Raw genomic sequence first — 22,270 nt, 5'->3', positions numbered from 1 at the left:
TTCTTCATAGTGATCTCGGAACAGTTCCTGTAGTGTATTACGTTTCATAGATATCATTATGAAGGATTTAGGGCAAAAAACAACCCTAACCCCTCATGAGTGAGGGGCAGGGGAGTTGAGGTGCCGCAGGCACTTTTTTATGGAATTTATCTTTATTTATTAAACAAATAAATACAAAATGGTACAATTACTGATAGTGATATTTTTGGCTGCAATTATAGTAGCGGAAGCCTTTCTGGGAGCTTCTGCACTACAAAAACACAAAAGAGTAGAAAAATATATAAGCTAAATAGGAGATTACAGATATGACCAGAAGAGAAATAGCAATGGATAATTTTTTTAAAGGATATAACTGCGCACAGTCAATTGTACTGGCATTTGAAGACCTGCTGCCTGTTGATAAGTGTACGCTTTCTAAAATGGCTTCATCCTTTGGCGGAGGAATGGGAAGACTTCGTGAAGTATGCGGCAGTGTAAGTGGAATATTTATGATAGCAGGTCTTTTATATGGTTATGATGGACCGGAAACCGGGGAGATAAAAGCTGACCATTATGCCAGAATACAAGAGCTGGCACACAGATTCGAGGAAAAACATGGAACAATAATCTGTCGGGAAATGTTAGGGTTAAGTGTTCGTCATGATGTTCCGACTCCGGAAGCGCGTACCAATGAGTATTACAAAAAGCGCCCCTGTGTGGAGATAATAGGAGATGCTGCTGAAATTCTTGAGCAGTATATACTTGAAAATCCCCTGAACTGAGCACCGCTGAAACTTTCACCTTATAAGCCGATTGGGAACAGGTTATAAGGTCATTAAATATCGCCATATATTCTGCATAATAATAAGCGACATTTAATAGTAGAAGTAATACATTTTCTGCTTGCTTATTGCTTTAGTTGTTGTATTATAATTCTTGGTATTTTTTAGTTTATTTATTCAGGTGAGGAGATTATGGAAAACGAAAAATTAAAACCCATGTTATTTACGGCCCTTAAGGGTTACAATGGCAAGCAGTTTGCAACTGATCTTGTTGCGGGAATCATAGTTGCTATCATAGCACTTCCCCTTTCAATTGCACTTGCTCTTGCTTCAGGTGTTGGACCACAGGAAGGTCTGTACACGGCGATTGTTGCCGGATTTATTATTTCATTCCTTGGTGGCAGCAGAGTTCAGATTGCAGGCCCCACAGCCGCATTTGCCACTATCGTTGCAGGAATCGTTGCAACTAAAGGAATGGATGGTCTTGCCCTTGCAACTATTTTTGCAGGAATTTTACTTATTTTAATGGGAGTATTCAGACTTGGCTCTCTTATCAAATTTATTCCCTATACTATTACAACAGGATTTACCGCCGGTATAGCAGTAACTATCGCAATAGGTCAGATAAAAGACTTTTTGGGGCTTACATACCCTGCCGGAACAGCAACTGTTGAGACTGTTGATAAGGTAGAAGCAGTTGTTAAAAATATTGGAACATTTAATTATCAGGCGCTCATAGTAGGACTTCTGTGTCTGGTGATTCAGATTGTATGGCCTAAAGTTAATCAGAAGATTCCGGGATCACTTATTGCAGTAATATTTGGTATTCTTATTGTTAAATTCGGAGGTCTTCATGTTAATACGATCGGGGATCTTTATGAGATAAGTGGAAAGCTACCGGTTCCTCATATGCCGGCTCTTAGTTTTAAGACAATTCAGTCGGTTGCCGGAGATGGATTTACTATAGCAATTCTTGCTGCGATAGAATCACTTTTGTCTTGTGTTGTAGCTGACAGTATGATTAATAGTAAGCACAGATCCAACATGGAACTTGTGGCTCAGGGAGTTGGTAATATCGGTTCTGCATTATTTGGTGGTATTCCTGCGACAGGTGCTATTGCCAGAACAGCAGCCAACATTAAAAATGGTGGAAGAACTCCTATTGCAGGTATGATCCATGCAGTTTGTCTTGTGCTTGTACTTGTGGTTCTTATGCCCCTTGCTGCACTTATTCCTATGCCCACAATTGCATCCATTCTTTTTATGGTCGCTTATAATATGTGTCAGTACAAAACATTCATCCACTTGTGTAAGACAGCTCCAAAGAGCGATATTATAGTACTCGTAACAACATTTATTCTTACTGTTGTATTTGACCTTGTTGTAGCAATTGAAGTTGGAATGATTGCAGCTTGTGTCCTTTTTATGAAGAGAATGAGCGAAGAATCAAGAGTTCGTGGATGGAAATACTATGACCCTGAAGATGATCCTGACGGTCCCGGACTTAAGGATGTTCCCAAGCATGTCAGAGTATATGAGATATCAGGCCCTATGTTCTTTGGTGATGCAGAGCAGATTGCATCCATAAGCTTTAAGGATTTTACAAGAGCTCTTGTTATTCGTATGCGTGGTGTACCTGCAATTGATGCAACAGCTATGCATTCACTTGAACAGCTCTACGAAAAATGCAAGGCCAGTGGAGTTCAGCTTGTTTTTTCACATGTTAATGAACAGCCTATGAATACCATGGAAAAAGGTGGTTTTGTAGACCTTGTGGGAAGAGAAAACTTTAAACCTCATATTGATGATGCATTAAAGAGAGCAGCTGAAATTTGAGTTGTGTGAAATATTTCATTGCATATCCCTCAAACACAATATATGGTATAATTACAATATAAGTCATACTAATAGAGGGGGATCTACGCATGAAGAAGATCTACGTACTGGACACCAACGTTTTGATTCAGGCACCACACGCCTTAAAGTGTTTTGATGATAACGAGGTGGTTCTTCCGCTGGTAGTATTAGAAGAGCTTGACGCCCACAAGAGAGATGAGGGCGAGAGAGGAGCGAATGTACGAGAAGCAATCAGAATTCTCGATCAGATTCGAGGATCAGGCGATCTGGTTGCAGGTGTAGAGCTAGACAATGGAGGAGTTCTCAGAGTTGAGAAGAACTTTAAGGATGTGGAACTTCCCAAGGATATGGCAGATTATAAGTCTGATAACCGTATTCTTAAAGTATGTAAGGGACTTAGTGAAGTATCCGAATTTCAGGTAATACTGGTTACCAAGGATATTCTGATGCGTATTAAGGCACAGCTTCTTAATATTAAGTCAGAGGACTTCACCACGGAACAGGTTGCAGATCATGGGGAGCAGTACAGTGGGCGTATTTCTGTATTTGCTCCGGAGGAAGTGTTTAAAGATTTCAAAAAGAAGGGCATCCCTGTTGATAAAGTATATTGCTGTGATGATGCCGGTAATCAATATATTCCGGAGCTTTTTGAAAATGAGTTTGTCATTATCAGAGCTGATCAGTCTACTAATAAGACTCAGATGGGCAGAGTTTCACAGGGCTTTATCAAAAAGCTTGAATATGAAAAAAGTCAGCCTTATGGCGTAAAACCCAGAAATGCCGGACAGTATTTTCTTCAGGAAGCGCTTATGCAGCCTGCAGAAGTAGCACCGCTGGTTATAGTAAAAGGTATGGCAGGTACAGCCAAGACATTCTATTCGCTGGCTGTCGGTCTTGAAAAAATGATCAACCGCCCAACCGGAGAGTATAGAAGAATCCTTGTATGCAGGCCCAATTCACAGTTTGATGATGATATTGGATTCCTCCCCGGTGATGAGCAGGAAAAGATATCACCACTTATGAGACCTATTATTGATAACCTTGAACAGCTTATTGATTCCAATGAGGAAGAGAGATATAAGGATGAAAAAGAGCTTCAGGGGAAGACTGATGAGGTGTTTGAAAGGGGAATAGTTCAGTGTGAAGCTTTGAATTTCATCAGAGGAAGATCTATTTTAAAGACTTATCTGATAATTGACGAGGCTCAGAACATGACACCTACTCAGGCAAAGGGTATCATAACGAGAGCAGGCAAGGACACCAAGATTATTCTTCTTGGAGATCCTAATCAGATAGACAGACCTTTCCTGGATGAGAGAACCAATGGATTATCGTATGCATCAGAGCACATGAAGGGAAGTCCTTTTACATGGCAGATTTCTCTTTCTGCAGCTGAGTGTGAGAGAAGTAAGCTTGCGATGGATGCCATTGAGCGTATGAAAGATAAGAAGTATTTTTGATAAAAAGATATGGTGATTTTATACCTGCGAAATAAGCAAAAATAAAAATATATCTGTATATTTGTAAGAGGCTGTGATAAAAAGATAGATCTTTTTATCGCAGCCTTCTTGCTTTCTTTTATGAAAAGTTTATCAATGGCTTATTGACATTATTTATCAACAAAGATATTATACAAAAAGAAGTTAGCTATAGCTAACATAAATTGTTATAATTTTCAATATGAATATAAATAATACATTGTGCAAAACCTGTTGTTGACAAAATATTTCAGTTAGAATAAACTAACATGCGGTTAGCAATTGGTAACGTTAAAGGAGTCGGATATGACATTAAATGAAGCAGTACTTGGTCAGGAGTACCTGATTACGGACGTTGATACTGGCAATGATGAAGAGATGAAGAGTTTTCTCTTTTCCCTTGGCTGCTACAGTGGTGAGAAGATAACAGTAGTTGATAAAAAGAGAAACCTTGTAGTTGCAATTAAGGATGCCAGATACAACATTGATCCGGAACTTGCAGAAGCGATTAAAATCTGATCGCAAGTGATAAAAATAAAAAAAGAAATTTTTTTTATAGGCCTGTTAGCCACAAGTAACTATGTTAACTCGGATGCATCGAAAGTTGCATCCCTGAAAATACAAATAATGAGTTAATTTCAGGAGGAAAAATTAATGAGAATCGCAATGGCTGGTAATCCAAACAGTGGAAAAACTACCATGTACAATGCTCTCACCGGTCGTAATGAAAAGATAGGTAACTGGGCGGGCGTTACTGTTGACAGGAAGGAGAGTCCTATTAAGAAGAGCTTCTATGATGGGGACAAGGAGCTTATCGCTGTAGACCTTCCGGGTGCATATTCAATGTCACCATTTACATCTGAGGAGAGTATTACAAGCGGTTATGTAAAAAATGAGCATCCTGATGCAATCATTAACATTGTAGATGCAACAAATCTTAGCAGAAGCTTGTTCTTTACAACTCAGCTTTTGGAACTTGGTATTCCTGTAGTTGTTGCTCTTAACAAGACAGACTCTAATGATAAAAAGGGTAACAAGATTGATGCTAAAGCTTTATCAGAAAAGCTTGGTTGCCCTGTAATCAATACAGTAGCAACTTCAGAAACAGGTCTTAAAGATGTAATTAAGGCTGCTGCTGAGCTTGAAGGAAAGGGACAGAAAGCTCCATATTCAGAAGGTAACATTGATCTTCATGATAAGGCAGTTGTAGAAGAAGCAGATAGAAAGCGTTTTGATTTCGTTAACAAGATTGTTGAAGAAGTTGAGAATCGTAAGGTTCTTACAAAAGACAAGAACTTTGGCGATACAATTGATAATATAATTACACATCCTGTAATCGGAATTGTTGTATTTGCAGCTATTATGTGGCTTGTATTCTACATTTCACAGACAACAGTAGGAACATGGCTTGCAGATATTCTTGCCGGATGGATTGAGACCTTCCAGGGATGGGTTGGAGAAGCTATGGCAGATGCCAATCCACTTCTCTATGCACTTTTAGTTGATGGTATTATCGGTGGTGTTGGTGCCGTAGTAGGTTTCCTTCCACTTGTAATGGTTATGTATTTCCTCATTGCTCTTTTAGAGGATTGCGGTTATATGTCAAGAGCTACAGTAGTTCTTGATCCTATTTTCAAGAGAGTAGGTCTTTCAGGAAAGTCTGTTATTCCTATGATCATCGGAACCGGCTGCGGTATCCCGGCTATCATGGCTTGCAGAACAATCAGAAATGAGAGAGAAAGACGTTCAACAGCAATGCTTGCAACATTCATGCCTTGTGGTGCAAAGCTTCCTGTTATTGCTCTTTTTGCAGGTGCATTCTTCCCTGAATCAAAATGGGTAAGCTTTATCTGCTATATGGTAGGTATTCTTCTTATTCTTTTGGGAGCACTTCTTATTAAGGCTGTAACAGGCATGAAGTACAGAAAGTCATTCTTCATTATCGAGCTTCCTGAGTATAAGGTTCCAAGTCTTACATTTGCTCTTAAGTCTATGCTTGAAAGAGGTAAGGCTTATATCGTAAAGGCAGGAACAGTTATTCTTGTTTGTAACACAGTTGTACAGATCATGCAGACATTTAACTTCTCATTCCAGCCTGTAGAAGAGGGAATGGAAGGAACATCAATTCTTGCCGGTGTAGCAGGACCATTTGCTTATCTTCTTGTTCCTGTTGTCGGTGTTGTCAGCTGGCAGCTTGCAGCAGCAGCTATCACAGGATTTATTGCAAAAGAGAACGTTGTTGGTACAATCGCTACAGTATTTGCAATTTCTAACCTTATCGATACAGAAGAACTTGAACTTATCGGTGAGGGAAATGCAGTTGCAGCAGTAATGGGAATTACAAAGGTTGCAGCTTTAGCATATCTTATGTTTAACTTATATACACCACCATGCTTTGCAGCACTTGGTGCCATGAACTCAGAAATGAAGTCAGCTAAATGGCTCTGGGGAGCTATTGGACTTCAGCTTGCAACAGGATTTACAGTTGGATTCCTTGTATACCAGATTGGTACACTTATTACAACAGGATCTTTTGGAGCAGGTTTTGTAGGCGGACTTGTTGCAGTATTGGTATTTGCAGCTATTATCGGATATATTATCAAGAGAAATCAGAAACAGATGGTACTTGAGTATAAGCTTGGCTGATTATCATCTGTACAGAATAAAAGTTACCGTTTATTAACTAAAAGGTAACAGAGTTAGGAGTTATTATGGTAGATATTATTGTATCAATAATAATTTTGCTTTGCGTTGGACTGGCTATTCGTTACATTTACAAAGAAAAGAAGAAGGGCACACATTGTATAGGGTGTCCAATGGCGGGAAATTGCGCTAAGGCAAAGGCATGTAGCTCCTTAACTCAAAAACAGTGATTAAATGATTGTACACTAATGTCTTATCTGTTTGACAAGGCATTAGTGTACTGTCTCATATTATCAGGACCGGATTTGTATTTAGTCTTGTTGGAGGTGATGTTTTGAACATTTCCAATTTAATTATTATTTTGGTAATTGCAGTAATCCTTATTCCTGCTATAAAGGGCACTGTTACGCATATGAAAGGCGAAGGATCCTGCTGTGGAGGACCAAAAGAAAAAGCTCCCAAAAAGAGAATTGCCGGAAAACCTGTATCAAAGCTTAAAGTACAGATTGATGGCATGCATTGTGATAATTGCAAAGCAAGAGTTGAAAAAAGATTAGATGAACTTGACGGGGTAGTGGCAAAGGTTAAGTTATCTGAAAAAATAGCATATGTTTCATTATACAAGGAGATTCCTGAAAGTCTTATTCGTGATACCATAACTAAGGCTGGCTATGAAGTTTTGAGCGTGGAGGCGCTTTGAGGAAGGGGAAAAGTAGTATGAGCAGTGAGCAGGTTATCGATAGGCTTAAACAAAACGGTTGCCGTATTACCAAACAAAGAAAACTTATAGTTGACGTTATCATGGGAAACGATCATTCTTCCTGCAAGGACATATATTATAAAGTTATGGCAAAAGACAATAGCGTAGGAATGGCTACTGTCTATAGGATGATAAGAGTTCTTGAAGATATTGGAGTTATAAACAGAATCGATATGATTGAAATAAACAGTGAAAATTGTGAATAACAGGTTTTGCCTGTTATTCTTTTTTTGTTATAATGCTACCTATGGAAAAGAGCTTTAGAGAAATAAGTTATAAGTTAAAAAAAGAAGATGGAAAAATGTGTGCCGGAGACATTATGCGAGATAAGTTAAAACTCTCAAGCAGAGAGATGACAAGGTGCAAACTCTTTGACGACGGAGTAATGTGTGATGGCAAAGCAGTCAGGCTTATTGATGAAATAGAGCCCGGTAAGGAACTTTTTATCAGAGTATATGAAGATACGGATAATACATCTGAAATTGTTCCCGGTGATGATCCGGTTGAAATAGTATATGAGGATGAGGATATTATTGTGGTAAATAAGCCGGGGGATATGGTAGTGCACCCGTCATATTGTCATTTCACGGATTCCCTTAGCAATGCTTTAATGGGATATTATAAAAGAACCGGGCAGAACCACGTAATAAGAGTGATTGGAAGACTTGACAGGGAAACCTCGGGACTTGTTATTTTTGCCAAAAACAGGTACAGTGCATCTCTTTTATCAGGTCAGTGCAGGGATTTGTCCAGAAGAAAAGAGTATCTGGCGCTGTGTACAGGAGTTTTTGAAGAGCAAAACGGAACGATAGATGAGCCAATTTGGGAAAATCCCAGGGAGAAGATGGTAAGAGAAGTAAGAGCTGATGGAAAGAGAGCGGTCACTCATTATTCTGTTGAAAAACAGTTCAAAGATTTTGCTTTGGTGAGATTAAAACTTGATACAGGCAGAACTCATCAGATAAGAGTACATATGTCATATATAGGTCATCCTCTTTTGGGAGACAGCCTTTATGGCAGGAAAATAGAAAACAGTCATGGGATGAAACGAGCAGCACTCCATGCGTGTTCACTTTCGTTTTTACAGCCTGTTTCAGAAAAAAGCCTTTTCTTTTCAGCCAAGATGCCTGATGATATGAAAACTGTAATAGAAAATGAAGAATAATCTAAATGACTATTCTTCATTTTTTCTTTATGCCTTTTTTTATTATGTCTTTTCCGTAAGCTGCCTCAAGTTTTTGTGTCATTTCATCAAGTTTTTTTCGCTTTTCCCGGGATATTGCGGATTCTTTTATCATTCCGGAAGATTGAGGAATGTAATCATCGAAGAGATTAAGCTGATGAAAACTTCCGTCATCCAGCTTGCTTACTCCGACTCCTACAAGTCTTATAACTTCGCCTTTGATAAAAAGACCATTATCTCCAAGAAGAAGCTTGTCAGCAAGCTCTTTTGCATATTTAAGGAGTTTATCGGCATCATTAATTGAACTTTCAAGTCCCATCTGGCAGGAATGCCTTTTGAAATTACCTGTTTTTACACTGACTGTCACAGTTTTTCCGTAAACATTGTCTCTTTTAAGTCTTCGTGAAACGCTTTCTGACAGCCATTTAAGGATACCCTCGATATCTTTGTCGTAATTATCCGCATTCAAGTCGTAAGAGAGTGTGGTTTCATTGGAATAACTTTTAGCATCGTCGTAATCATTTGAAACTATGTCGTTTCCAATCCCATTTGCACTTGCAAAAATATATTTTCCGCCATTTTCTCCGAGAAAGCTACACAAAAATGACAATTCGCTGTTTGCAGCATCACCTATTGTCCTTATGCCTATACTTTCAAGTCTTTCAGCTGTGGCCTTGCCGCATCCATACAGATCTCTTATAGGAAGAGGCCACATTTTATCCGGAACTTCATCGGGAAAAAGAGTGTGAACCTTGTCAGGCTTTTGAAAATCACTTGCCATTTTGGCTAAAAGCTTATTGTTTGAGATACCTACATTAACAGTAAAGCCCAGACTATTCTTAACCTCATTCTTTATGGCATAGGCAATAGATAGTGGGAAAGGATGATCACTTGTTTCCAGATGGCCGTAAAGATTTTTGGTGCCGGTAAAATCCACATAGGCTTCATCAATTGAGACCTGCTCAACAAGAGGTGAGTATTTTTTCAGAATATCTATAAAAGCATGAGAGTAGCGTCTGTAGGTTGTAAAGTCAGAAGGAACCATAACAAGTTTGGGACATTTTTGTAGCGCTTTTATTACAGGTTCCCCGGTGACAATTCCATATTTTTTGGCAGGGATTGACTTGGCTGTAATGATGCCGTGTCTTGAATTTACATCACCGCCAACGGCTGAAGGAATTGTTCTGAGATCTATGCTTCCCGGCTCTTCCTCAAGCTTTTTAAGAGCTGACCAGGATAGAAATGCAGAATTGACATCTATATGAAATATTATTTTTTTATTTTCTGATTGATTAAAAATATCCATATAAATATAATACGCCGAACAAAAGTTCGGCGCAATGGTCTTGGATGAAAATCAGTTCCAGATATCAGTTGGCTTTTTATTATTTTTCCTGCCCAGGTAAAAAATAATCAGACAGCACAAGATATTTACGGCTACAGCAAGAATCGTTGCTTCTACTCCAAAGCTTGTGCTGTATGCAAAACTATCCTTGGCAGAGGCGGCGTCCATTTTAAATATGGAGAACTTAGAAACTATTCCACTGTTTGGCAGACCAAAGAAAATGCTCTGCGTAAAGTTCCATCCTGCATGAATTGCCATTGGCATCCATATACTGTCGAAGTAGTAGACAAGAAGTGAATATAAGATTCCGACTACCACAATTGAAACAATTGCAATTGGCTCCACACCCGGATTAAATATGTGCAGTAATGCGAAAAGAACACTGTTTCCAATGATAGCTACAAGAGGATTCTTATAACCACGTCTTAATCTTTGATAAAGGAATCCTCTGCATATAAGCTCTTCTGCGGAAGACTGAATAAATACAGCAATAAAAATCCCTAGTATGGCCAAAAAATTTTCTCCTGAGTAGTAGAGGAAAATATCTTTGTTTAATACTGCGCAAAGGATGCAAAAAGCGTTTGTTCCAAAGCCGATAAGAAGGCCGATGCCAAGGTTTTTTAAAGTGTTTCCCTTACATTTTTTCCATATTGCACCAAACATTGGCCTGTTGCCGGGAGTAAGAAAATACAGCAAAGCTACAACCCATATACCTATAAATGAAAAGTACATTGCAAAAAAAATGATATAATCTGTCACGTTATCGTTAAATAACTTTGGAAATGTTGCATTAATAATAAGGTCACCTACAAGCTGTCCTAATGTCAGGAGTAGTAATGATAAAAATAGTGGGACTATTAAAAAGTCGTTCCATTTAAAGTTCTCGGTATGATAGCTTTTGAAGAATTTTTTTAATTTACCTTCATTATTTTCAGACATCTTTTTCTCCTCATAAAAAGTTTTTCATAACACATATAATTATCGTATATTTGTTTAGCGCATGCAAATGTTTTATAATAGAAATCTGATGAAGGGGAGATTACAATGGCAAAAAAAATAATAAGAATCGCAGCAATTATAATATGTTTCATAATTATTATTTACGAAGGAATAATGATATATATCGATCAGAATGAGTACAAAGAGGCTTCTGACGAATATGATGAGATAAGGAGTATTGCGGTAACATACACTCCGGAAGATGAAGCGGAGATAGTAGATTATCCTCTTCTTTCTATCAATTTTAATAAACTTGAGGAAATAAATCCTGATATTACAGCGTGGGTTTATTTTCCGTGTCTTGATATAAGTTATCCCGTGGTAAAAGAATCTGAGATAGATGAGTATCTTTATAAGACATTTGATCTTCAGGATAACAAGGCCGGATGCATTTTTGAGGATGTGCTAAGTGATCCGGAGTTTAAGGGATATCATGATATTATCTTTGGTCATAATATGAAAGATAAATCCATGTTCGGAAAGCTTAAGACCTTGTACCAGCCGGGCAATGAGACTCTTTTGGAAGAAGATCCCTACGTATATATCTACACAAGGGATTATGTTTATCAGTACAAGGTTTTTGCCTACTACATAACAACTGTGGGAAGTGAGGCATACACAGTTGTTTCTGACCTTGACGGATATAAAGATTTTATCTCTTTTATTCAGACTCATTCAGCTTATAAGATTCCAACCGATGTTGATCTTGATAGTGGAAACAGTATCCTGACTCTTTCAACCTGTAGCGGAAAAACGGGAGGGAAGCAGCGATTTGTTGTTCATTCTCTGAAAGTAAACGGGTGGGAAAAATAATTTCTACAGTAATCCCAAAAAGTGAATCTTTATTTTAGTTTTACGAAAAAATCATCCATATTTCATTGAACAAACCATGATGTTACGTTAACATTAAATTAGAAATATGGATTAGTATACACAGGAGAGTGTTTATGAAAAAGATCAATAAATTTATTGCCGTATTTGTGGCCGGCGTTCTTGCTTTGACATTTGTAGCCTGTGGAGCCGTTAAGGATGGCGTAATTGATGATCAGGCTGCAACCAGAGGAATTCATGAAGGTGAAGGCGAGATTTATATTGATGATGAAGCAATAGCTCTTGCAGGATCGGCTGCATCAAGTCAGGCAGCGATTGATGCATGTTCAGCTGTTTTTAATCTTATGAATCAGCAGAGAGCAGCGCAGGGACTTGCAGCTCTTATCTGGAGCGATGCTCTTACAAATGCAGCTCAGGTTCGTGCCAATGAGATTACAACATCTTTCTCACACACAAGACCTGACGGCTCAGCATTCTGGACAGTAGATAGCAGTGTTCAGTACGGTGAAAATCTTGCAAAGCTTTATCAGTCAGCTGACAGCGTTTATGCAGCATGGATGAATTCGCCAACCCATGCCGCCAACATTATGGACAGCGGATACAAGACTGTTGGAATAGCAATATGTCAGACCGGTGACGGAAGCTGGTACTGGGCTCAAGAGTTTGGATATTAAGCGAGGAAAAGTATAAAAAGCACAGTGCTTGCTTGCAAGTGTACTGTGCTTTTTTATACTTTGACGAACAAACACCATGAGGAAGTAGCACGAATAGTGCGGATTCCGAATGGCGTTTAGGATTTCGGGAGTGAAGCGGAGAAATCCGTCGCTTAATATCCGTATATAATGCCGCTCCAGCGAGGAACGAATGTTCCGAGCCTGGAGGTATGGCGAAGATGTTTGCACAACAATGATGTGGTATAATATTCTCATGAGGGAGGTACACTATTATGTTTGGACAATCATCAAAAGATATCTATGTAAACAAGGAGACAACACCTATTTCAGTATCCGGGGCAAATGATAATCCTTACATGCAGGAAATGCTCAGAAATGAGGAAAGACGCAGAGTAAAACATGGGGATGACATTTACTACAGGCAAAACGGCTATATTAAATGAATAGGATCGATAAAATCCAGGGATCAGCTCCCTGGATTTTTCTTTATATTTATTTTGATACTGCTACTTCAGAATATTTCTCATCACAGTATTTACAGCGATAAATTTCTTTTTTCTCATCTGCAAGATAGAAAATCTGTGGAAGCTCCTGTTCAATAGATGAGATGCATCTTGGGTTGTGACATTTGATGACACCTGTAATCTCTTTTGGGAGTACAAGAGATCTTTTTTCTATGATTGCGCCATCTTTTATTACATTAACGGTAATGTTATGGTCGATGAACGCAAGTACGTCAAGATCCAGTGAATCAATGTCACATTCGACTTTTAAGATGTCTTTTTTGCCCATTACTTTGCTTTTGGCATTCTTTATAATAGCAACGGTAGAATCCATTTTTTCAAGGCCCAGGTGCTTATATATCTGCATGCTTTTGCCGGCCTGAATGTGGTCAAGCACAAAGCCTTCTTCAATTTTTCCGATATTTAACATTTTTTACCTCTTTCAAAAAAGATTGTTATTGAGCGATAGCATATTAGAATTTTCTGAGCAGCCCCCGGTTCATGTGAGCATCCGTCATATCAAGAAGGGTTAATATAAGTGCCATTCTCACGTATAGACCATATTGAACCTGCTTAAAATAGGCGGCTCTTTCGTCAGAATCTATTTCTACGGATATTTCATTTACACGTGGAAGAGGATGGAGAATATACATCTTTTCCTTGGCAAGAGCCATTTTCTCTTTATCCAGTATATAGAAATTCTTAAGTCTTATGTAGTCTTCCTCGTTAAAGAATCTTTCCTTCTGAACTCTTGTCATGTACAGGAAATCAAGACGAGGCATTACATCTTCAAGTCTTATTACTTCTTCGTATGTTATGCCCTTGGAATCAAGCATTTCTGTTATGTAGTCCGGAACTTTTAATTCATTGGGAGAAATGAAAATGAAATGTATGCCGCTGTATCTTGTCAGGGCATTTATAAGAGAGTGAACTGTTCGACCAAATTTAAGGTCGCCACAAAGTCCGATAGTAAAATTGTTAAGACTTCCGTATAAAGATCTGATTGTCAATAAATCTGTGAGTGTCTGTGTAGGATGTTGATGACCACCATCACCTGCGTTGATAACAGGAATAAGAGATTTAGAAGCTGCGACCATTGGAGCCCCTTCTTTGGGATGACGCATTGCACATATATCTGCAAAACAGGAAATAACACGTATCGTGTCAGAAACACTTTCGCCTTTAGCTGCCGAAGAATTACCGGCATCTGCAAATCCAAGGCATTTACCTCCAAGTCGTAACATAGCGGTTTCAAAACTAAGTCTTGTTCTGGTACTTGGTTCATAGAAACAGGTGGCTAAAATCTTTCCATCGCACTTATGTGCGTATTTATCCATGTTCCTTTCGATGTCACCAGCTACATCGAATAGCGCCTCTAGTTCTTCTACCGAGAAGTCAAGAGGATTCATCATGTGCCTAATATTATTCATACCGTCTCCTCATATATTATATTTGTAACCTTGCCTGCTTAATCGACAATGAATAAAGAAGCAGGTGCAGATCCATCCAAAGGCATATGATACATCACATCGTCCTGTCCGTAAACCTTAAAATATACAAAACGTGATGTTAAATTTATGCTGTTAACATTTCCGCTGTACAGATCGATTTTATTTGAACCGTCCAGATCACATCTGCGAAGGGCAGGTGCGTCTTCGCTTGAATAGGAGTAGTAGATGTGACTGTCATTTAAAGAAAAACAGTCAACTCTGTCTGTGGTAATAAGTTCAGCTTCGCCGGAATAAAGATTGGCTCTCCACAGACTGTAATTGGATTCTCCATTTAAATAATATACATATCCATACTGAACTACAGGAAAGAAGCAGTATCCCGGAAGAACGATTGTTGTAGCATCGCCATTTTGAGTGTACATGGCGTGAAGATTGTGGTCTGAATTTACACCTGTGTAGTAGATTATTCCGTTATCGTAGCAGACAGGAGATATCATTTCATTTGCCACAAGAGACTTGTCCTTTTTATCTACACGAATCTTATTTAGGGAATTATCGGTTTTTACCTGATAATACAGATATTCGCCACACAGCTGGAGCTGACCGCAAAAATCACGTAAAAGACAGGTCTGGTTTCCGCCGTTTGTTTTGCATCTGTAGATTCCGTACTGATTGGTGGCATTTCCAAGTCCGCTTATACCCTTGCCGACAGAAGTGGAATCCATGTAAAAGTACAAAAGATCATTTGCACCGCTGATGTACTTAACTCCCATGCTGGTAAGTCTTTTTGGTTTTGACTCATCAAGATTCATGGAATAAAGACAGTAATTGTCATAGGGATTGGCAAAGTAAACCTTGTCATCCATCTCAAAAAAATATCCGTTATTATGAAGATTGCCGGCCAAGTTACCGGTATCAGAAGGAGACATTGGAATAATCTGTTCATTGATGTAAACAGCAATCATGCCCACAACTAATAAAACAATTATAGAAATAACCAGAATTGTTCTTTTTCTCATTATATGACCCCTTAAGTTTTATACCCTAAAACCATTATATGCGCGTTATTTCTTGCTATCAAGCCTTAATTGTTCTAAAATTTATATCATAAATGCAGCTAAATGGAGACCGGGGAAATGATCGATTTAAAAGAACTTAGAAGTGAAATTGACACAGTAGACAAGCAGATTGTAGAGCTCTTTGAAAAGAGAATGGATATTGCATCAAAGGTTGCAGACTACAAGATTGCTAATGGAAAAAAGGTTTTCGACAAGGAAAGGGAAGAGGCTAAGTTAAAATCAGTTAAGGCACTTGCTCATTCTGACTTTAATAAAGTTGGGGTTGAGGAGCTCTTTTCACAGCTTATGTCGATGAGCAGAAAGCTTCAGTATCAAAAACTATCGGATGCGGGAGCATCAGGTAAGCTTCCGTTTATGCAGATTGACGGTATTGATAAAAAGAACTCCCGTGTATGCTATCAGGGAGCTGCGGGATCATATTCGGAAATGGCTATGAAAACTTTTTTTGGAGATGATGTCAATTCTATTTCAGTTGAGACGTTTAGGGATGCGATGGCTGTTTTGGAAGACGGAAGCTGTGATTTTGCGGTTCTTCCCATTGAAAATTCTACAGCAGGCATTGTAAGTGAAATATATGATCTTTTGGCGGAATATGAGCATTATATTGTGGGAGAACAGATTATTGAGATAAAGCATTGCCTTTTGGGAATTCCGGGGGCGAAGATCAGTGATATCAAAACAATCTATTCTCATCCTCAGTCACTTATGCAGAGCGCGAGATTTTTGCAGGAACATAGTGATATCAGACAGATAAGTATGAAGAACAATGCTTTTGCTGCGGGGAAGGTAGCTGAGGATAAAGATATAACTCAGGCTGCTATTGCAAGCGAAGGAGCTGCGGCCGTATATGGACTCGAAGTACTTCAAAGAGGCGTAAATCAGGCAGATTCCAATTCCACAAGATTTATAATTGTAACAAACCAGAAGATTTTTTGTAAGGATGCCAAAAAGGTCAGCCTTATAATGGAAATTCCGCATGAAGCGGGAGCTCTTTATCATTTGATGTCTCATTTTATATACAATGACCTTAATATGAGCAAAATAGAATCTCGTCCGATTGAGGACAGAAACTGGGAATACAGATTTTTTATTGATTTTGAAGGCAATCTTTCCGACAGCGCAGTTAAAAACGCTTTAAGAGGTCTTCGCGAAGAAGCAAAAATGCTGAGAATTCTGGGCAATTACTAAGGAATTATAGCGAAATAACTTGAACATTTTACTACAGTTCCTAATTTGAAGAGGTGTTTTTCTTATGATGGGTGAAGTTTTTGCAGCAGTAGATGTGGGATCTTATGAAATAGCACTTAAGATATTTGAACTGTCAATGGACAGAGGCGTCCATGAACTGGATTATATCAGACACAGGATGGACATTGGAAGTGAAACCTATGCTTCAGGGCATATTTCCTCTGCTCATGTGGATGAGATGATAAGGATTTTGTCTGAGTATAAAAAGATAATGAAAAGCTATGGTGTTACGCATTATCAGGCATATGGCACCAGCGCCATGAGAGAAACCAAAGACATTTTGATTGTCAGAGACCTTATCGAGCAAAGAACAGGAATTCACATTGATATACTTAGTAACTCTGAACAGAGGTTTCTTGATTATAAATCCATCGCTTTAAAATATGATCAGTTTGAAGAAGTTATATCACGGCCTACAGCAATAGTTGATATAGGCGGCGGAAGTATACAGATTTCTCTTTTTGAAAAGGATACTCTGTTTGCAACACAGAATCTGAAAATGGGTGTTCTCCGTTTGCATACTGCCATGAAGCAGGTTCAGGCTACAAGGGCAAGGTACAGTAAGCTTATTTCGGAGCTTGTTAATTCACAGCTTCAGGTCTTTGCCAAAATGCACATGAAGGATAAAAAGATCGAGAATATCATCCTTATTGATGATTATGTTTCTCCAAGTATACAGAAGATTAGACATGGAAAAAAGGGAGACGACTGTGGAAGTGTTACAGGAAAAGAATTCAGGAAATATCTGGAAAAAGGTGAGAGCTTAAGTGATCAGCAGGTTGCAAAGCTCCTTACCATTCCTGAAGACAACGTGCCTCTTTTATATGTTTCCGGTGCTCTTATGGGATGTATTTTAGAGATAACAAAGGCAGAAAATATATGGGCTCCCGGAATAACCTTATGTGATGGAATTGCTTATGAGTATGCCGACAGAAAGAACTATATTAAATCGCCCCATGACTTTGAGCAGGATATTATCGCGTGTTCACAGAATATATCAAAAAGATTTCTGGGAAGTAAGTCAAGAAGAGAAACACTTCAGAAAATAGCACTTACTATTTTTGACAGCACTACTCAGCTTCATGGACTTACCAAAAGAGACAGGCTTCTTTTAAATATTGCAACGATTCTTCATGATTGCGGAAAGTATATAAGCCTCGTTTACCTTGGAGATTGCTGTTATAACATAATAATGTCCACTGAAATCATAGGGCTGTCTCATATAGAAAGAGCAATAGTGGCAAATGTCGTCAGATTCAACCATGAGGAATTTGAGTATTACAACGGCGGAAGCGGATATTATAAGGACTTTTCAAGAGAAGATTATCTGAGAATGACAAAGCTTACTGCGATAATGAGAGTTGCAAACGGGCTTGACAGGACGCATAAGCAGAAATTTAAGGATGTTACTGTAACACTTAAGGAAAAGAAACTTATAATCAACGTGGATACTATGGCGGATACGACTCTGGAAAAGGGAATGTTTGGCAACAGGGCAGGTTTTTTCGAGGAAGTATTTGGCGTAATGCCTGTTATCAGACAAAAAATAATGCTTTGATGATAGTGAGGGGACTATGGCAAAAAAGATAAAGGATAAAGAAAAAAAAGATTTTGAAAATCCCAAGTATTATATAAACAGAGAACTTAGTTGGATTGATTTTAACAAAAGAGTCATGTCAGAGGCGGAGGATCAAAATAATCCTCTTTTTGAAAGACTTAAGTTTCTTAGCATTTCTGCCAGTAACCTTGATGAGTTCTTTATGGTTAGAGTTGCTTCTCTTAAGGATATGATAAATGCAGGATATCAAAAGCGTGATATTGCTGGTCTGACGGCTCAGGAACAGCTTGATAAGGTTCTTTACGCTGTGCATGAATTTGTTGACAGGCAATATGAAATATATAATGAGGAGCTTTTGCCGCTGCTTTTGGAAAACGGGCTTAAGATATGTGCTCCTTCAGACTTGAAAGGTGCTGACAAAGCATATATAGACAGATATTTTGAGGAATATGTATTTCCTGTTCTGACTCCTATGGCGGTTGATTCCTCAAGACCTTTTCCGCTTATCAGAAACAAGACACTCAACATAGCAGCTCTTTTGAAAAAAAAGCAGGGCAAAGAGGAAATTGATTTTGCGACAGTTCAGGTTCCGGATGTGCTGCCAAGGATAATTGAGATTCCATATACGGAAGGAAGTAACAATTTCAGAAAGGTCGTTCTTCTTGAACAGCTTATAGAGGACAAAGTTGACAAGCTGTTTCTGAATTATGATGTTGTTACGAGTGCACCTTACAGAGTAGGTAGAAACGCAGATCTGTCCATTGATGAGGATGAAGCGGAAGACCTTTTAAAAGAAATTGAAAAGCAGCTTAAACTCAGGCAGTGGGGACAGGCTATAAGGCTTGAAGTTGGATCAAATATAGACAAAAAGCTCCTTGATTATATTGTTGAAGATCTCGGAGTTGACAGAAATGATATATATACCATAAACGGTCCTTTGGATCTCACATTTCTTATGAAAATGTACAAGCTGGAAGGCTTTGAGGCACTGAAAGAACATGGGTATAAACCGCCGCAGCCTGTACCTGAGTTCTCAAAGGATAAAGATATTTTCGAAGTCATAAGAGAAGGTGATGTGCTTATGCATCATCCTTACGAGACATTTGAAAATGTTGTAAAGTTTGTTGAGAACGCAGCTGTTGATCCGCAGGTTCTTGCAATTAAGCAGACTCTTTACAGAGTAAGCGGTAATTCACCAATAATAGCTGCTCTTGCAAAAGCAGCTGATAATGGAAAACAGGTTACGGTTCTCGTGGAACTGAAAGCAAGGTTTGACGAAGAAAATAACATTGTATGGGCAAAGATGCTTGAAAAAGCAGGCTGCCATGTTATATACGGACTTGTTGGATTAAAAACTCATTGTAAGATTACTCTTGTGGTAAGAAGAGAAGATGACGGAATAAAACGTTATGTTCATCTTGCAACAGGTAACTATAATGATTCTACAGCCAAACAGTATACGGATGTGGGGCTCTTTACGTGCGCGCCGGCATTTGGTGAAGATGCAACGGCCGTATTTAATATGCTTTCGGGGTATTCGGAACCACTTGGATGGAATAAGCTTTCTCTTGCACCACTTTGGCTTAAGGACAGAATACTGGATCTTATTAAGAGAGAAGAAGAACATGCACTAAGCGGAGAACCTGCCAGAATCATTGCCAAGATGAACTCAATCTGTCACAAGGATGTAATTGCAGAGCTCTACAGAGCCAGCAGTATGGGGGTAAAAATAGACTTAATCGTCAGAGGAATATGCTGCATAAGGACCGGAATTCCCGGAATATCGGATAATATTACAGTAAGGTCTATTGTAGGTAATTTCCTTGAACACAGCCGGATTTTTTACTTTGAAAATGGCGGGAATCCTGAATACTACGCAAGCAGCGCAGACTGGATGCCCAGAAACCTTGAAAGAAGAGTGGAAATTCTTTTCCCGATTGAAAATGAAAAGCTTAGGAAAAAGGTATGGCATATTCTTGATCTGGAGCTTAGGGACAATGAAAAAGCGCATGTCATGAACAGTAGGGGCGATTTTGAAAAGGTAAAAGAAAGCTCTTCATCTTCTGAAGAGAGGATCAATTCCCAGAAGATATTCGGTGATGAGGCTGCATCTTTGGGAAAGGTGGGAAATCCACAAAACTCAAGGGTATTCACACCGGAAATGAAAATTTAACAGATAGGATAGTTTGATTTATGCATTACATTTTAGCGTCAGGGTCACCAAGAAGAAAAGAATTACTTGGAAAGGTGGTACCTGAATTTGAAATTATTCCTGCGGTTTCAGAAGAAATAACAACTGCGAAGGAACCCGGAGAGATAGCAAAGGAGCTTTCTTTCCAAAAAGCTTCAGAGATTTTTCACAAAAATTTAACGGATAGCTTAGGCGACATAGTTGTAATAGGTGCAGACACCGTCGTATCATATAACCATAGAGTACTTGGTAAACCAAAGGATAGGGAAGACGCAAGAAAAATGCTTGAAAGTCTTCAAGGCAATGCTCATGAGGTGTATACAGGTGTAACTGTTTATTACAGGACAGGAGATAAGGCAGATTATTTTACTTTCTATGAAGAAACCAAGGTCTATGTGAATGATATGACACCTGAAGAGATTAGAGCTTACGTAAATACAGGTGAGCCTGATGACAAGGCAGGAGCATATGGTATTCAGGGGCTTTTTGCTATCTATATACAAGGTATAAATGGTGACTATTACAATGTAGTGGGACTTCCGATTGCCAGACTCTATAAGGAATTAAAGAATAAAAGTTTATTGTAATTTTGGAGGTTGTTATGCACGAGTATGATGATGCAGTTCTAAGATGTTTTTTGGAGAATCAGGGACAGCTTTTTCCTGAGGATGTTGCGGAGACAACTGAGGAAGCGGAAGCTTTTTTAGAGGACTGTATGGCTGTGGTTGTTGACGGACCTGACGAAGTAGAAGAGTACTTTGAAGAGGCCGGAGTTGACACTGAAGGCGCCAATGTGCTTGAAGCAGATGAAGTTTTTGATATTGGTGACGGTAGATTTCTGATTGTTGAGGCTTGAGTAAAAATGGCAGGATCTTGTTCTAAGATTTTTTTCTTTGATCTTGATGGGACACTTCTTACAAGCGAAAAGAAAATTTCTGAAAAGACTATGAATGCCCTTAAAAAGTTTACTGATGCAGGGAATCACTTTTGTATAAACACCGGAAGAGCGATAGACAGTGCAAAAGCTGTCTATCAGGGGTTGCATCTTGACTTTAAGGGCAGTTTTTTATGCGGTTCTAACGGAACTGAGATATACAGTGTAGATGATGAAAAATACGTGTACAAAACAGGGGTACCTCTTGAACTGGTGCCTCGCATAATAGAACTTTCGGAAAAGTTTGATGTACACTGTCACACTTACAACGAAAATAATATTGTAAGCAAAAAAAACGGCGAATGCATGGAGTATTACAGGAGAGTTATCAAAACTCCTTTAGTAGTTACCGATGACATTATGAAGGAGTTGCCTACTCCGCCATCTAAAATGATTGCTATAGAACTTCATGATCATGAAAAGCATGAGAAATTCAGAATGGCACTTCAGGAGATGGCAGGGGATAAGCTTACTCTTTTATATTCCAATCCGTATTATCTGGAAATTTTTCCGTCAGATGCCGGAAAAGGAAGCGCAGTAAAAAGGCTTGCAGATTATCTTGGCATAGATATAAGAAATACCTATGCTGCCGGTGATGAACAGAATGATATTTCTATGATTGAGGCAGCAGGCTGTGGAATAGCCATGATAAATGGTACTGAAGCCACCAAAAAAAGTGCTGACGTGATAACGCGGCTTGACAATGATCACGACGGTCTTGCAGAGTTTATATTGAATGCAATATGAGGTAGTCTTAATTGAAAAAGAGCACATG

23 protein-coding genes are annotated in these 22,270 nt (G+C 38.8%); 18 read left to right on the top strand and 5 right to left on the bottom strand.

Features of this window, described 5'->3' with window-relative positions:
- Positions 1 to 305 precede the first annotated feature (305 nt).
- The 9 genes from J6O61_RS04945 to J6O61_RS04905 all read left to right on the top strand — a co-directional run bounded on the left by J6O61_RS04945 (position 306) and on the right by J6O61_RS04905 (position 8,664).
- Complete coding sequence (locus J6O61_RS04945; RefSeq protein ID WP_292210329.1) at positions 306 to 761, top strand: C-GCAxxG-C-C family protein; 456 nt, start codon at positions 306 to 308, stop codon at positions 759 to 761.
- Between the two features lie 192 nt (positions 762 to 953).
- Complete coding sequence (locus tag J6O61_RS04940) at positions 954 to 2,597, top strand: SulP family inorganic anion transporter (RefSeq protein ID WP_292210327.1); 1,644 nt, start codon at positions 954 to 956, stop codon at positions 2,595 to 2,597.
- Between the two features lie 89 nt (positions 2,598 to 2,686).
- The gene (locus J6O61_RS04935; protein ID WP_292210325.1) at positions 2,687 to 4,078 is read left to right on the top strand and encodes a PhoH family protein; all 1,392 of its coding nucleotides are present in this window, start codon (positions 2,687 to 2,689) and stop codon (positions 4,076 to 4,078) included.
- Positions 4,079 to 4,402: 324 nt separating this feature from the next.
- Positions 4,403 to 4,615: a FeoA family protein gene (locus tag J6O61_RS04930; protein WP_292210324.1), complete on the top strand. Its 213-nt coding sequence runs from the start codon at positions 4,403 to 4,405 to the stop codon at positions 4,613 to 4,615.
- A 135-nt stretch (positions 4,616 to 4,750) separates the two neighbouring features.
- On the top strand, positions 4,751 to 6,742 hold the full coding sequence (gene feoB / locus J6O61_RS04925; RefSeq protein ID WP_292210322.1) for a ferrous iron transporter B: 1,992 nt from the start codon (positions 4,751 to 4,753) through the stop codon (positions 6,740 to 6,742).
- 65 nt (positions 6,743 to 6,807) lie between these two features.
- On the top strand, positions 6,808 to 6,969 hold the full coding sequence (locus J6O61_RS19560) for a FeoB-associated Cys-rich membrane protein (RefSeq protein ID WP_292210320.1): 162 nt from the start codon (positions 6,808 to 6,810) through the stop codon (positions 6,967 to 6,969).
- A gap of 104 nt (positions 6,970 to 7,073) precedes the next feature.
- On the top strand, positions 7,074 to 7,439 hold the full coding sequence (locus J6O61_RS04915; protein WP_292210317.1) for a heavy-metal-associated domain-containing protein: 366 nt from the start codon (positions 7,074 to 7,076) through the stop codon (positions 7,437 to 7,439).
- A gap of 17 nt (positions 7,440 to 7,456) precedes the next feature.
- Positions 7,457 to 7,705, top strand: coding sequence for a Fur family transcriptional regulator (locus tag J6O61_RS04910; protein ID WP_292210315.1), 249 nt, complete (start codon positions 7,457 to 7,459; stop codon positions 7,703 to 7,705).
- A 41-nt stretch (positions 7,706 to 7,746) separates the two neighbouring features.
- Entirely contained in the window at positions 7,747 to 8,664 is a 918-nt protein-coding gene (locus J6O61_RS04905) for an RluA family pseudouridine synthase (protein ID WP_292210313.1), read from the top strand.
- Positions 8,665 to 8,680: 16 nt separating this feature from the next.
- On the opposite strand, the gene J6O61_RS04900 is transcribed toward J6O61_RS04905, so the two are convergent.
- Both J6O61_RS04900 and J6O61_RS04895 read right to left on the bottom strand, forming a co-directional pair.
- Positions 8,681 to 9,988, bottom strand: coding sequence for a DNA polymerase Y family protein (locus J6O61_RS04900; RefSeq protein ID WP_292210311.1), 1,308 nt, complete (start codon positions 9,986 to 9,988; stop codon positions 8,681 to 8,683).
- 51 nt (positions 9,989 to 10,039) lie between these two features.
- Complete coding sequence (locus tag J6O61_RS04895; RefSeq protein WP_292210310.1) at positions 10,040 to 10,966, bottom strand: CPBP family intramembrane glutamic endopeptidase; 927 nt, start codon at positions 10,964 to 10,966, stop codon at positions 10,040 to 10,042.
- A gap of 105 nt (positions 10,967 to 11,071) precedes the next feature.
- Between J6O61_RS04895 and J6O61_RS04890 the strand changes: the two genes are divergently transcribed.
- From J6O61_RS04890 to J6O61_RS04880, 3 genes are all read left to right on the top strand, one after another.
- Complete coding sequence (locus tag J6O61_RS04890) at positions 11,072 to 11,839, top strand: class B sortase (protein ID WP_292210307.1); 768 nt, start codon at positions 11,072 to 11,074, stop codon at positions 11,837 to 11,839.
- 134 nt (positions 11,840 to 11,973) lie between these two features.
- Positions 11,974 to 12,531: a CAP domain-containing protein gene (locus J6O61_RS04885; protein WP_292210305.1), complete on the top strand. Its 558-nt coding sequence runs from the start codon at positions 11,974 to 11,976 to the stop codon at positions 12,529 to 12,531.
- Positions 12,532 to 12,803: 272 nt separating this feature from the next.
- The gene (locus J6O61_RS04880) at positions 12,804 to 12,974 is read left to right on the top strand and encodes a hypothetical protein (RefSeq protein WP_292210302.1); all 171 of its coding nucleotides are present in this window, start codon (positions 12,804 to 12,806) and stop codon (positions 12,972 to 12,974) included.
- Positions 12,975 to 13,023: 49 nt separating this feature from the next.
- Here the strand turns inward: J6O61_RS04880 and J6O61_RS04875 are convergent, their stop codons facing one another.
- The 3 genes from J6O61_RS04875 to J6O61_RS04865 are packed head-to-tail and all read right to left on the bottom strand — an operon-like array spanning position 13,024 to position 15,504.
- Entirely contained in the window at positions 13,024 to 13,464 is a 441-nt protein-coding gene (locus J6O61_RS04875; protein WP_292210299.1) for an aspartate carbamoyltransferase regulatory subunit, read from the bottom strand.
- Between the two features lie 43 nt (positions 13,465 to 13,507).
- The gene (gene pyrB / locus J6O61_RS04870; protein ID WP_292210330.1) at positions 13,508 to 14,455 is read right to left on the bottom strand and encodes an aspartate carbamoyltransferase; all 948 of its coding nucleotides are present in this window, start codon (positions 14,453 to 14,455) and stop codon (positions 13,508 to 13,510) included.
- Between the two features lie 47 nt (positions 14,456 to 14,502).
- Entirely contained in the window at positions 14,503 to 15,504 is a 1,002-nt protein-coding gene (locus tag J6O61_RS04865) for a DUF5050 domain-containing protein (RefSeq protein WP_292210296.1), read from the bottom strand.
- A gap of 117 nt (positions 15,505 to 15,621) precedes the next feature.
- On the opposite strand from J6O61_RS04865, the gene pheA reads away from it, so the two are divergent.
- The 6 genes from pheA to J6O61_RS04835 all read left to right on the top strand — a co-directional run bounded on the left by pheA (position 15,622) and on the right by J6O61_RS04835 (position 22,242).
- The gene (pheA, locus tag J6O61_RS04860) at positions 15,622 to 16,752 is read left to right on the top strand and encodes a prephenate dehydratase (protein WP_292210293.1); all 1,131 of its coding nucleotides are present in this window, start codon (positions 15,622 to 15,624) and stop codon (positions 16,750 to 16,752) included.
- A gap of 64 nt (positions 16,753 to 16,816) precedes the next feature.
- Positions 16,817 to 18,370 carry a Ppx/GppA phosphatase family protein gene (locus J6O61_RS04855; protein WP_292210290.1) on the top strand — a complete coding sequence of 518 codons (1,554 nt, stop codon included), beginning with the start codon at positions 16,817 to 16,819 and terminating at the stop codon, positions 18,368 to 18,370.
- 16 nt (positions 18,371 to 18,386) lie between these two features.
- A complete protein-coding gene (locus tag J6O61_RS04850) occupies positions 18,387 to 20,543 on the top strand; it encodes an RNA degradosome polyphosphate kinase (RefSeq protein WP_292210287.1) in 2,157 nt (718 codons plus the stop codon).
- Positions 20,544 to 20,563: 20 nt separating this feature from the next.
- Positions 20,564 to 21,148 (top strand): Maf family protein, encoded by a 585-nt coding sequence (locus J6O61_RS04845; RefSeq protein ID WP_292210285.1) that lies wholly within the window; start codon positions 20,564 to 20,566, stop codon positions 21,146 to 21,148.
- Positions 21,149 to 21,162: 14 nt separating this feature from the next.
- Positions 21,163 to 21,417 (top strand): glyoxalase, encoded by a 255-nt coding sequence (locus J6O61_RS04840; protein ID WP_292210282.1) that lies wholly within the window; start codon positions 21,163 to 21,165, stop codon positions 21,415 to 21,417.
- Between the two features lie 6 nt (positions 21,418 to 21,423).
- A complete protein-coding gene (locus tag J6O61_RS04835; RefSeq protein WP_292210279.1) occupies positions 21,424 to 22,242 on the top strand; it encodes a Cof-type HAD-IIB family hydrolase in 819 nt (272 codons plus the stop codon).
- Positions 22,243 to 22,270 lie beyond the last annotated feature (28 nt).

This window comes from Butyrivibrio sp. (assembly GCF_017635265.1).
In the GTDB taxonomy this organism is placed as follows: Bacteria; Bacillota; Clostridia; order Lachnospirales; family Lachnospiraceae; genus Butyrivibrio.
This window is presented reverse-complemented; position numbering and strand designations above follow the sequence as displayed.

What these genes read in the sequence shown, in the direction of transcription:
- J6O61_RS19560 (WP_292210320.1), top strand. Translation starts at nt 6,808, where the DNA reads ATGGTAGATATTATTGTATCAATAATAATTTTGCTTTGCGTTGGACTG.
- J6O61_RS04865 (WP_292210296.1), bottom strand. Translation starts at nt 15,504, where the DNA reads ATGAGAAAAAGAACAATTCTGGTTATTTCTATAATTGTTTTATTAGTT.
- J6O61_RS04845 (WP_292210285.1), top strand. Translation starts at nt 20,564, where the DNA reads ATGCATTACATTTTAGCGTCAGGGTCACCAAGAAGAAAAGAATTACTT.
- J6O61_RS04930 (WP_292210324.1), top strand. Translation starts at nt 4,403, where the DNA reads ATGACATTAAATGAAGCAGTACTTGGTCAGGAGTACCTGATTACGGAC.
- J6O61_RS04855 (WP_292210290.1), top strand. Translation starts at nt 16,817, where the DNA reads ATGATGGGTGAAGTTTTTGCAGCAGTAGATGTGGGATCTTATGAAATA.
- J6O61_RS04835 (WP_292210279.1), top strand. Translation starts at nt 21,424, where the DNA reads ATGGCAGGATCTTGTTCTAAGATTTTTTTCTTTGATCTTGATGGGACA.
- J6O61_RS04900 (WP_292210311.1), bottom strand. Translation starts at nt 9,988, where the DNA reads ATGGATATTTTTAATCAATCAGAAAATAAAAAAATAATATTTCATATA.
- J6O61_RS04850 (WP_292210287.1), top strand. Translation starts at nt 18,387, where the DNA reads ATGGCAAAAAAGATAAAGGATAAAGAAAAAAAAGATTTTGAAAATCCC.
- J6O61_RS04875 (WP_292210299.1), bottom strand. Translation starts at nt 13,464, where the DNA reads ATGTTAAATATCGGAAAAATTGAAGAAGGCTTTGTGCTTGACCACATT.
- feoB (WP_292210322.1), top strand. Translation starts at nt 4,751, where the DNA reads ATGAGAATCGCAATGGCTGGTAATCCAAACAGTGGAAAAACTACCATG.
- J6O61_RS04885 (WP_292210305.1), top strand. Translation starts at nt 11,974, where the DNA reads ATGAAAAAGATCAATAAATTTATTGCCGTATTTGTGGCCGGCGTTCTT.
- J6O61_RS04840 (WP_292210282.1), top strand. Translation starts at nt 21,163, where the DNA reads ATGCACGAGTATGATGATGCAGTTCTAAGATGTTTTTTGGAGAATCAG.
- J6O61_RS04895 (WP_292210310.1), bottom strand. Translation starts at nt 10,966, where the DNA reads ATGTCTGAAAATAATGAAGGTAAATTAAAAAAATTCTTCAAAAGCTAT.
- J6O61_RS04890 (WP_292210307.1), top strand. Translation starts at nt 11,072, where the DNA reads ATGGCAAAAAAAATAATAAGAATCGCAGCAATTATAATATGTTTCATA.
- J6O61_RS04935 (WP_292210325.1), top strand. Translation starts at nt 2,687, where the DNA reads ATGAAGAAGATCTACGTACTGGACACCAACGTTTTGATTCAGGCACCA.
- J6O61_RS04945 (WP_292210329.1), top strand. Translation starts at nt 306, where the DNA reads ATGACCAGAAGAGAAATAGCAATGGATAATTTTTTTAAAGGATATAAC.
- J6O61_RS04940 (WP_292210327.1), top strand. Translation starts at nt 954, where the DNA reads ATGGAAAACGAAAAATTAAAACCCATGTTATTTACGGCCCTTAAGGGT.
- J6O61_RS04880 (WP_292210302.1), top strand. Translation starts at nt 12,804, where the DNA reads ATGTTTGGACAATCATCAAAAGATATCTATGTAAACAAGGAGACAACA.
- J6O61_RS04905 (WP_292210313.1), top strand. Translation starts at nt 7,747, where the DNA reads ATGGAAAAGAGCTTTAGAGAAATAAGTTATAAGTTAAAAAAAGAAGAT.
- pheA (WP_292210293.1), top strand. Translation starts at nt 15,622, where the DNA reads ATGATCGATTTAAAAGAACTTAGAAGTGAAATTGACACAGTAGACAAG.
- J6O61_RS04910 (WP_292210315.1), top strand. Translation starts at nt 7,457, where the DNA reads ATGAGCAGTGAGCAGGTTATCGATAGGCTTAAACAAAACGGTTGCCGT.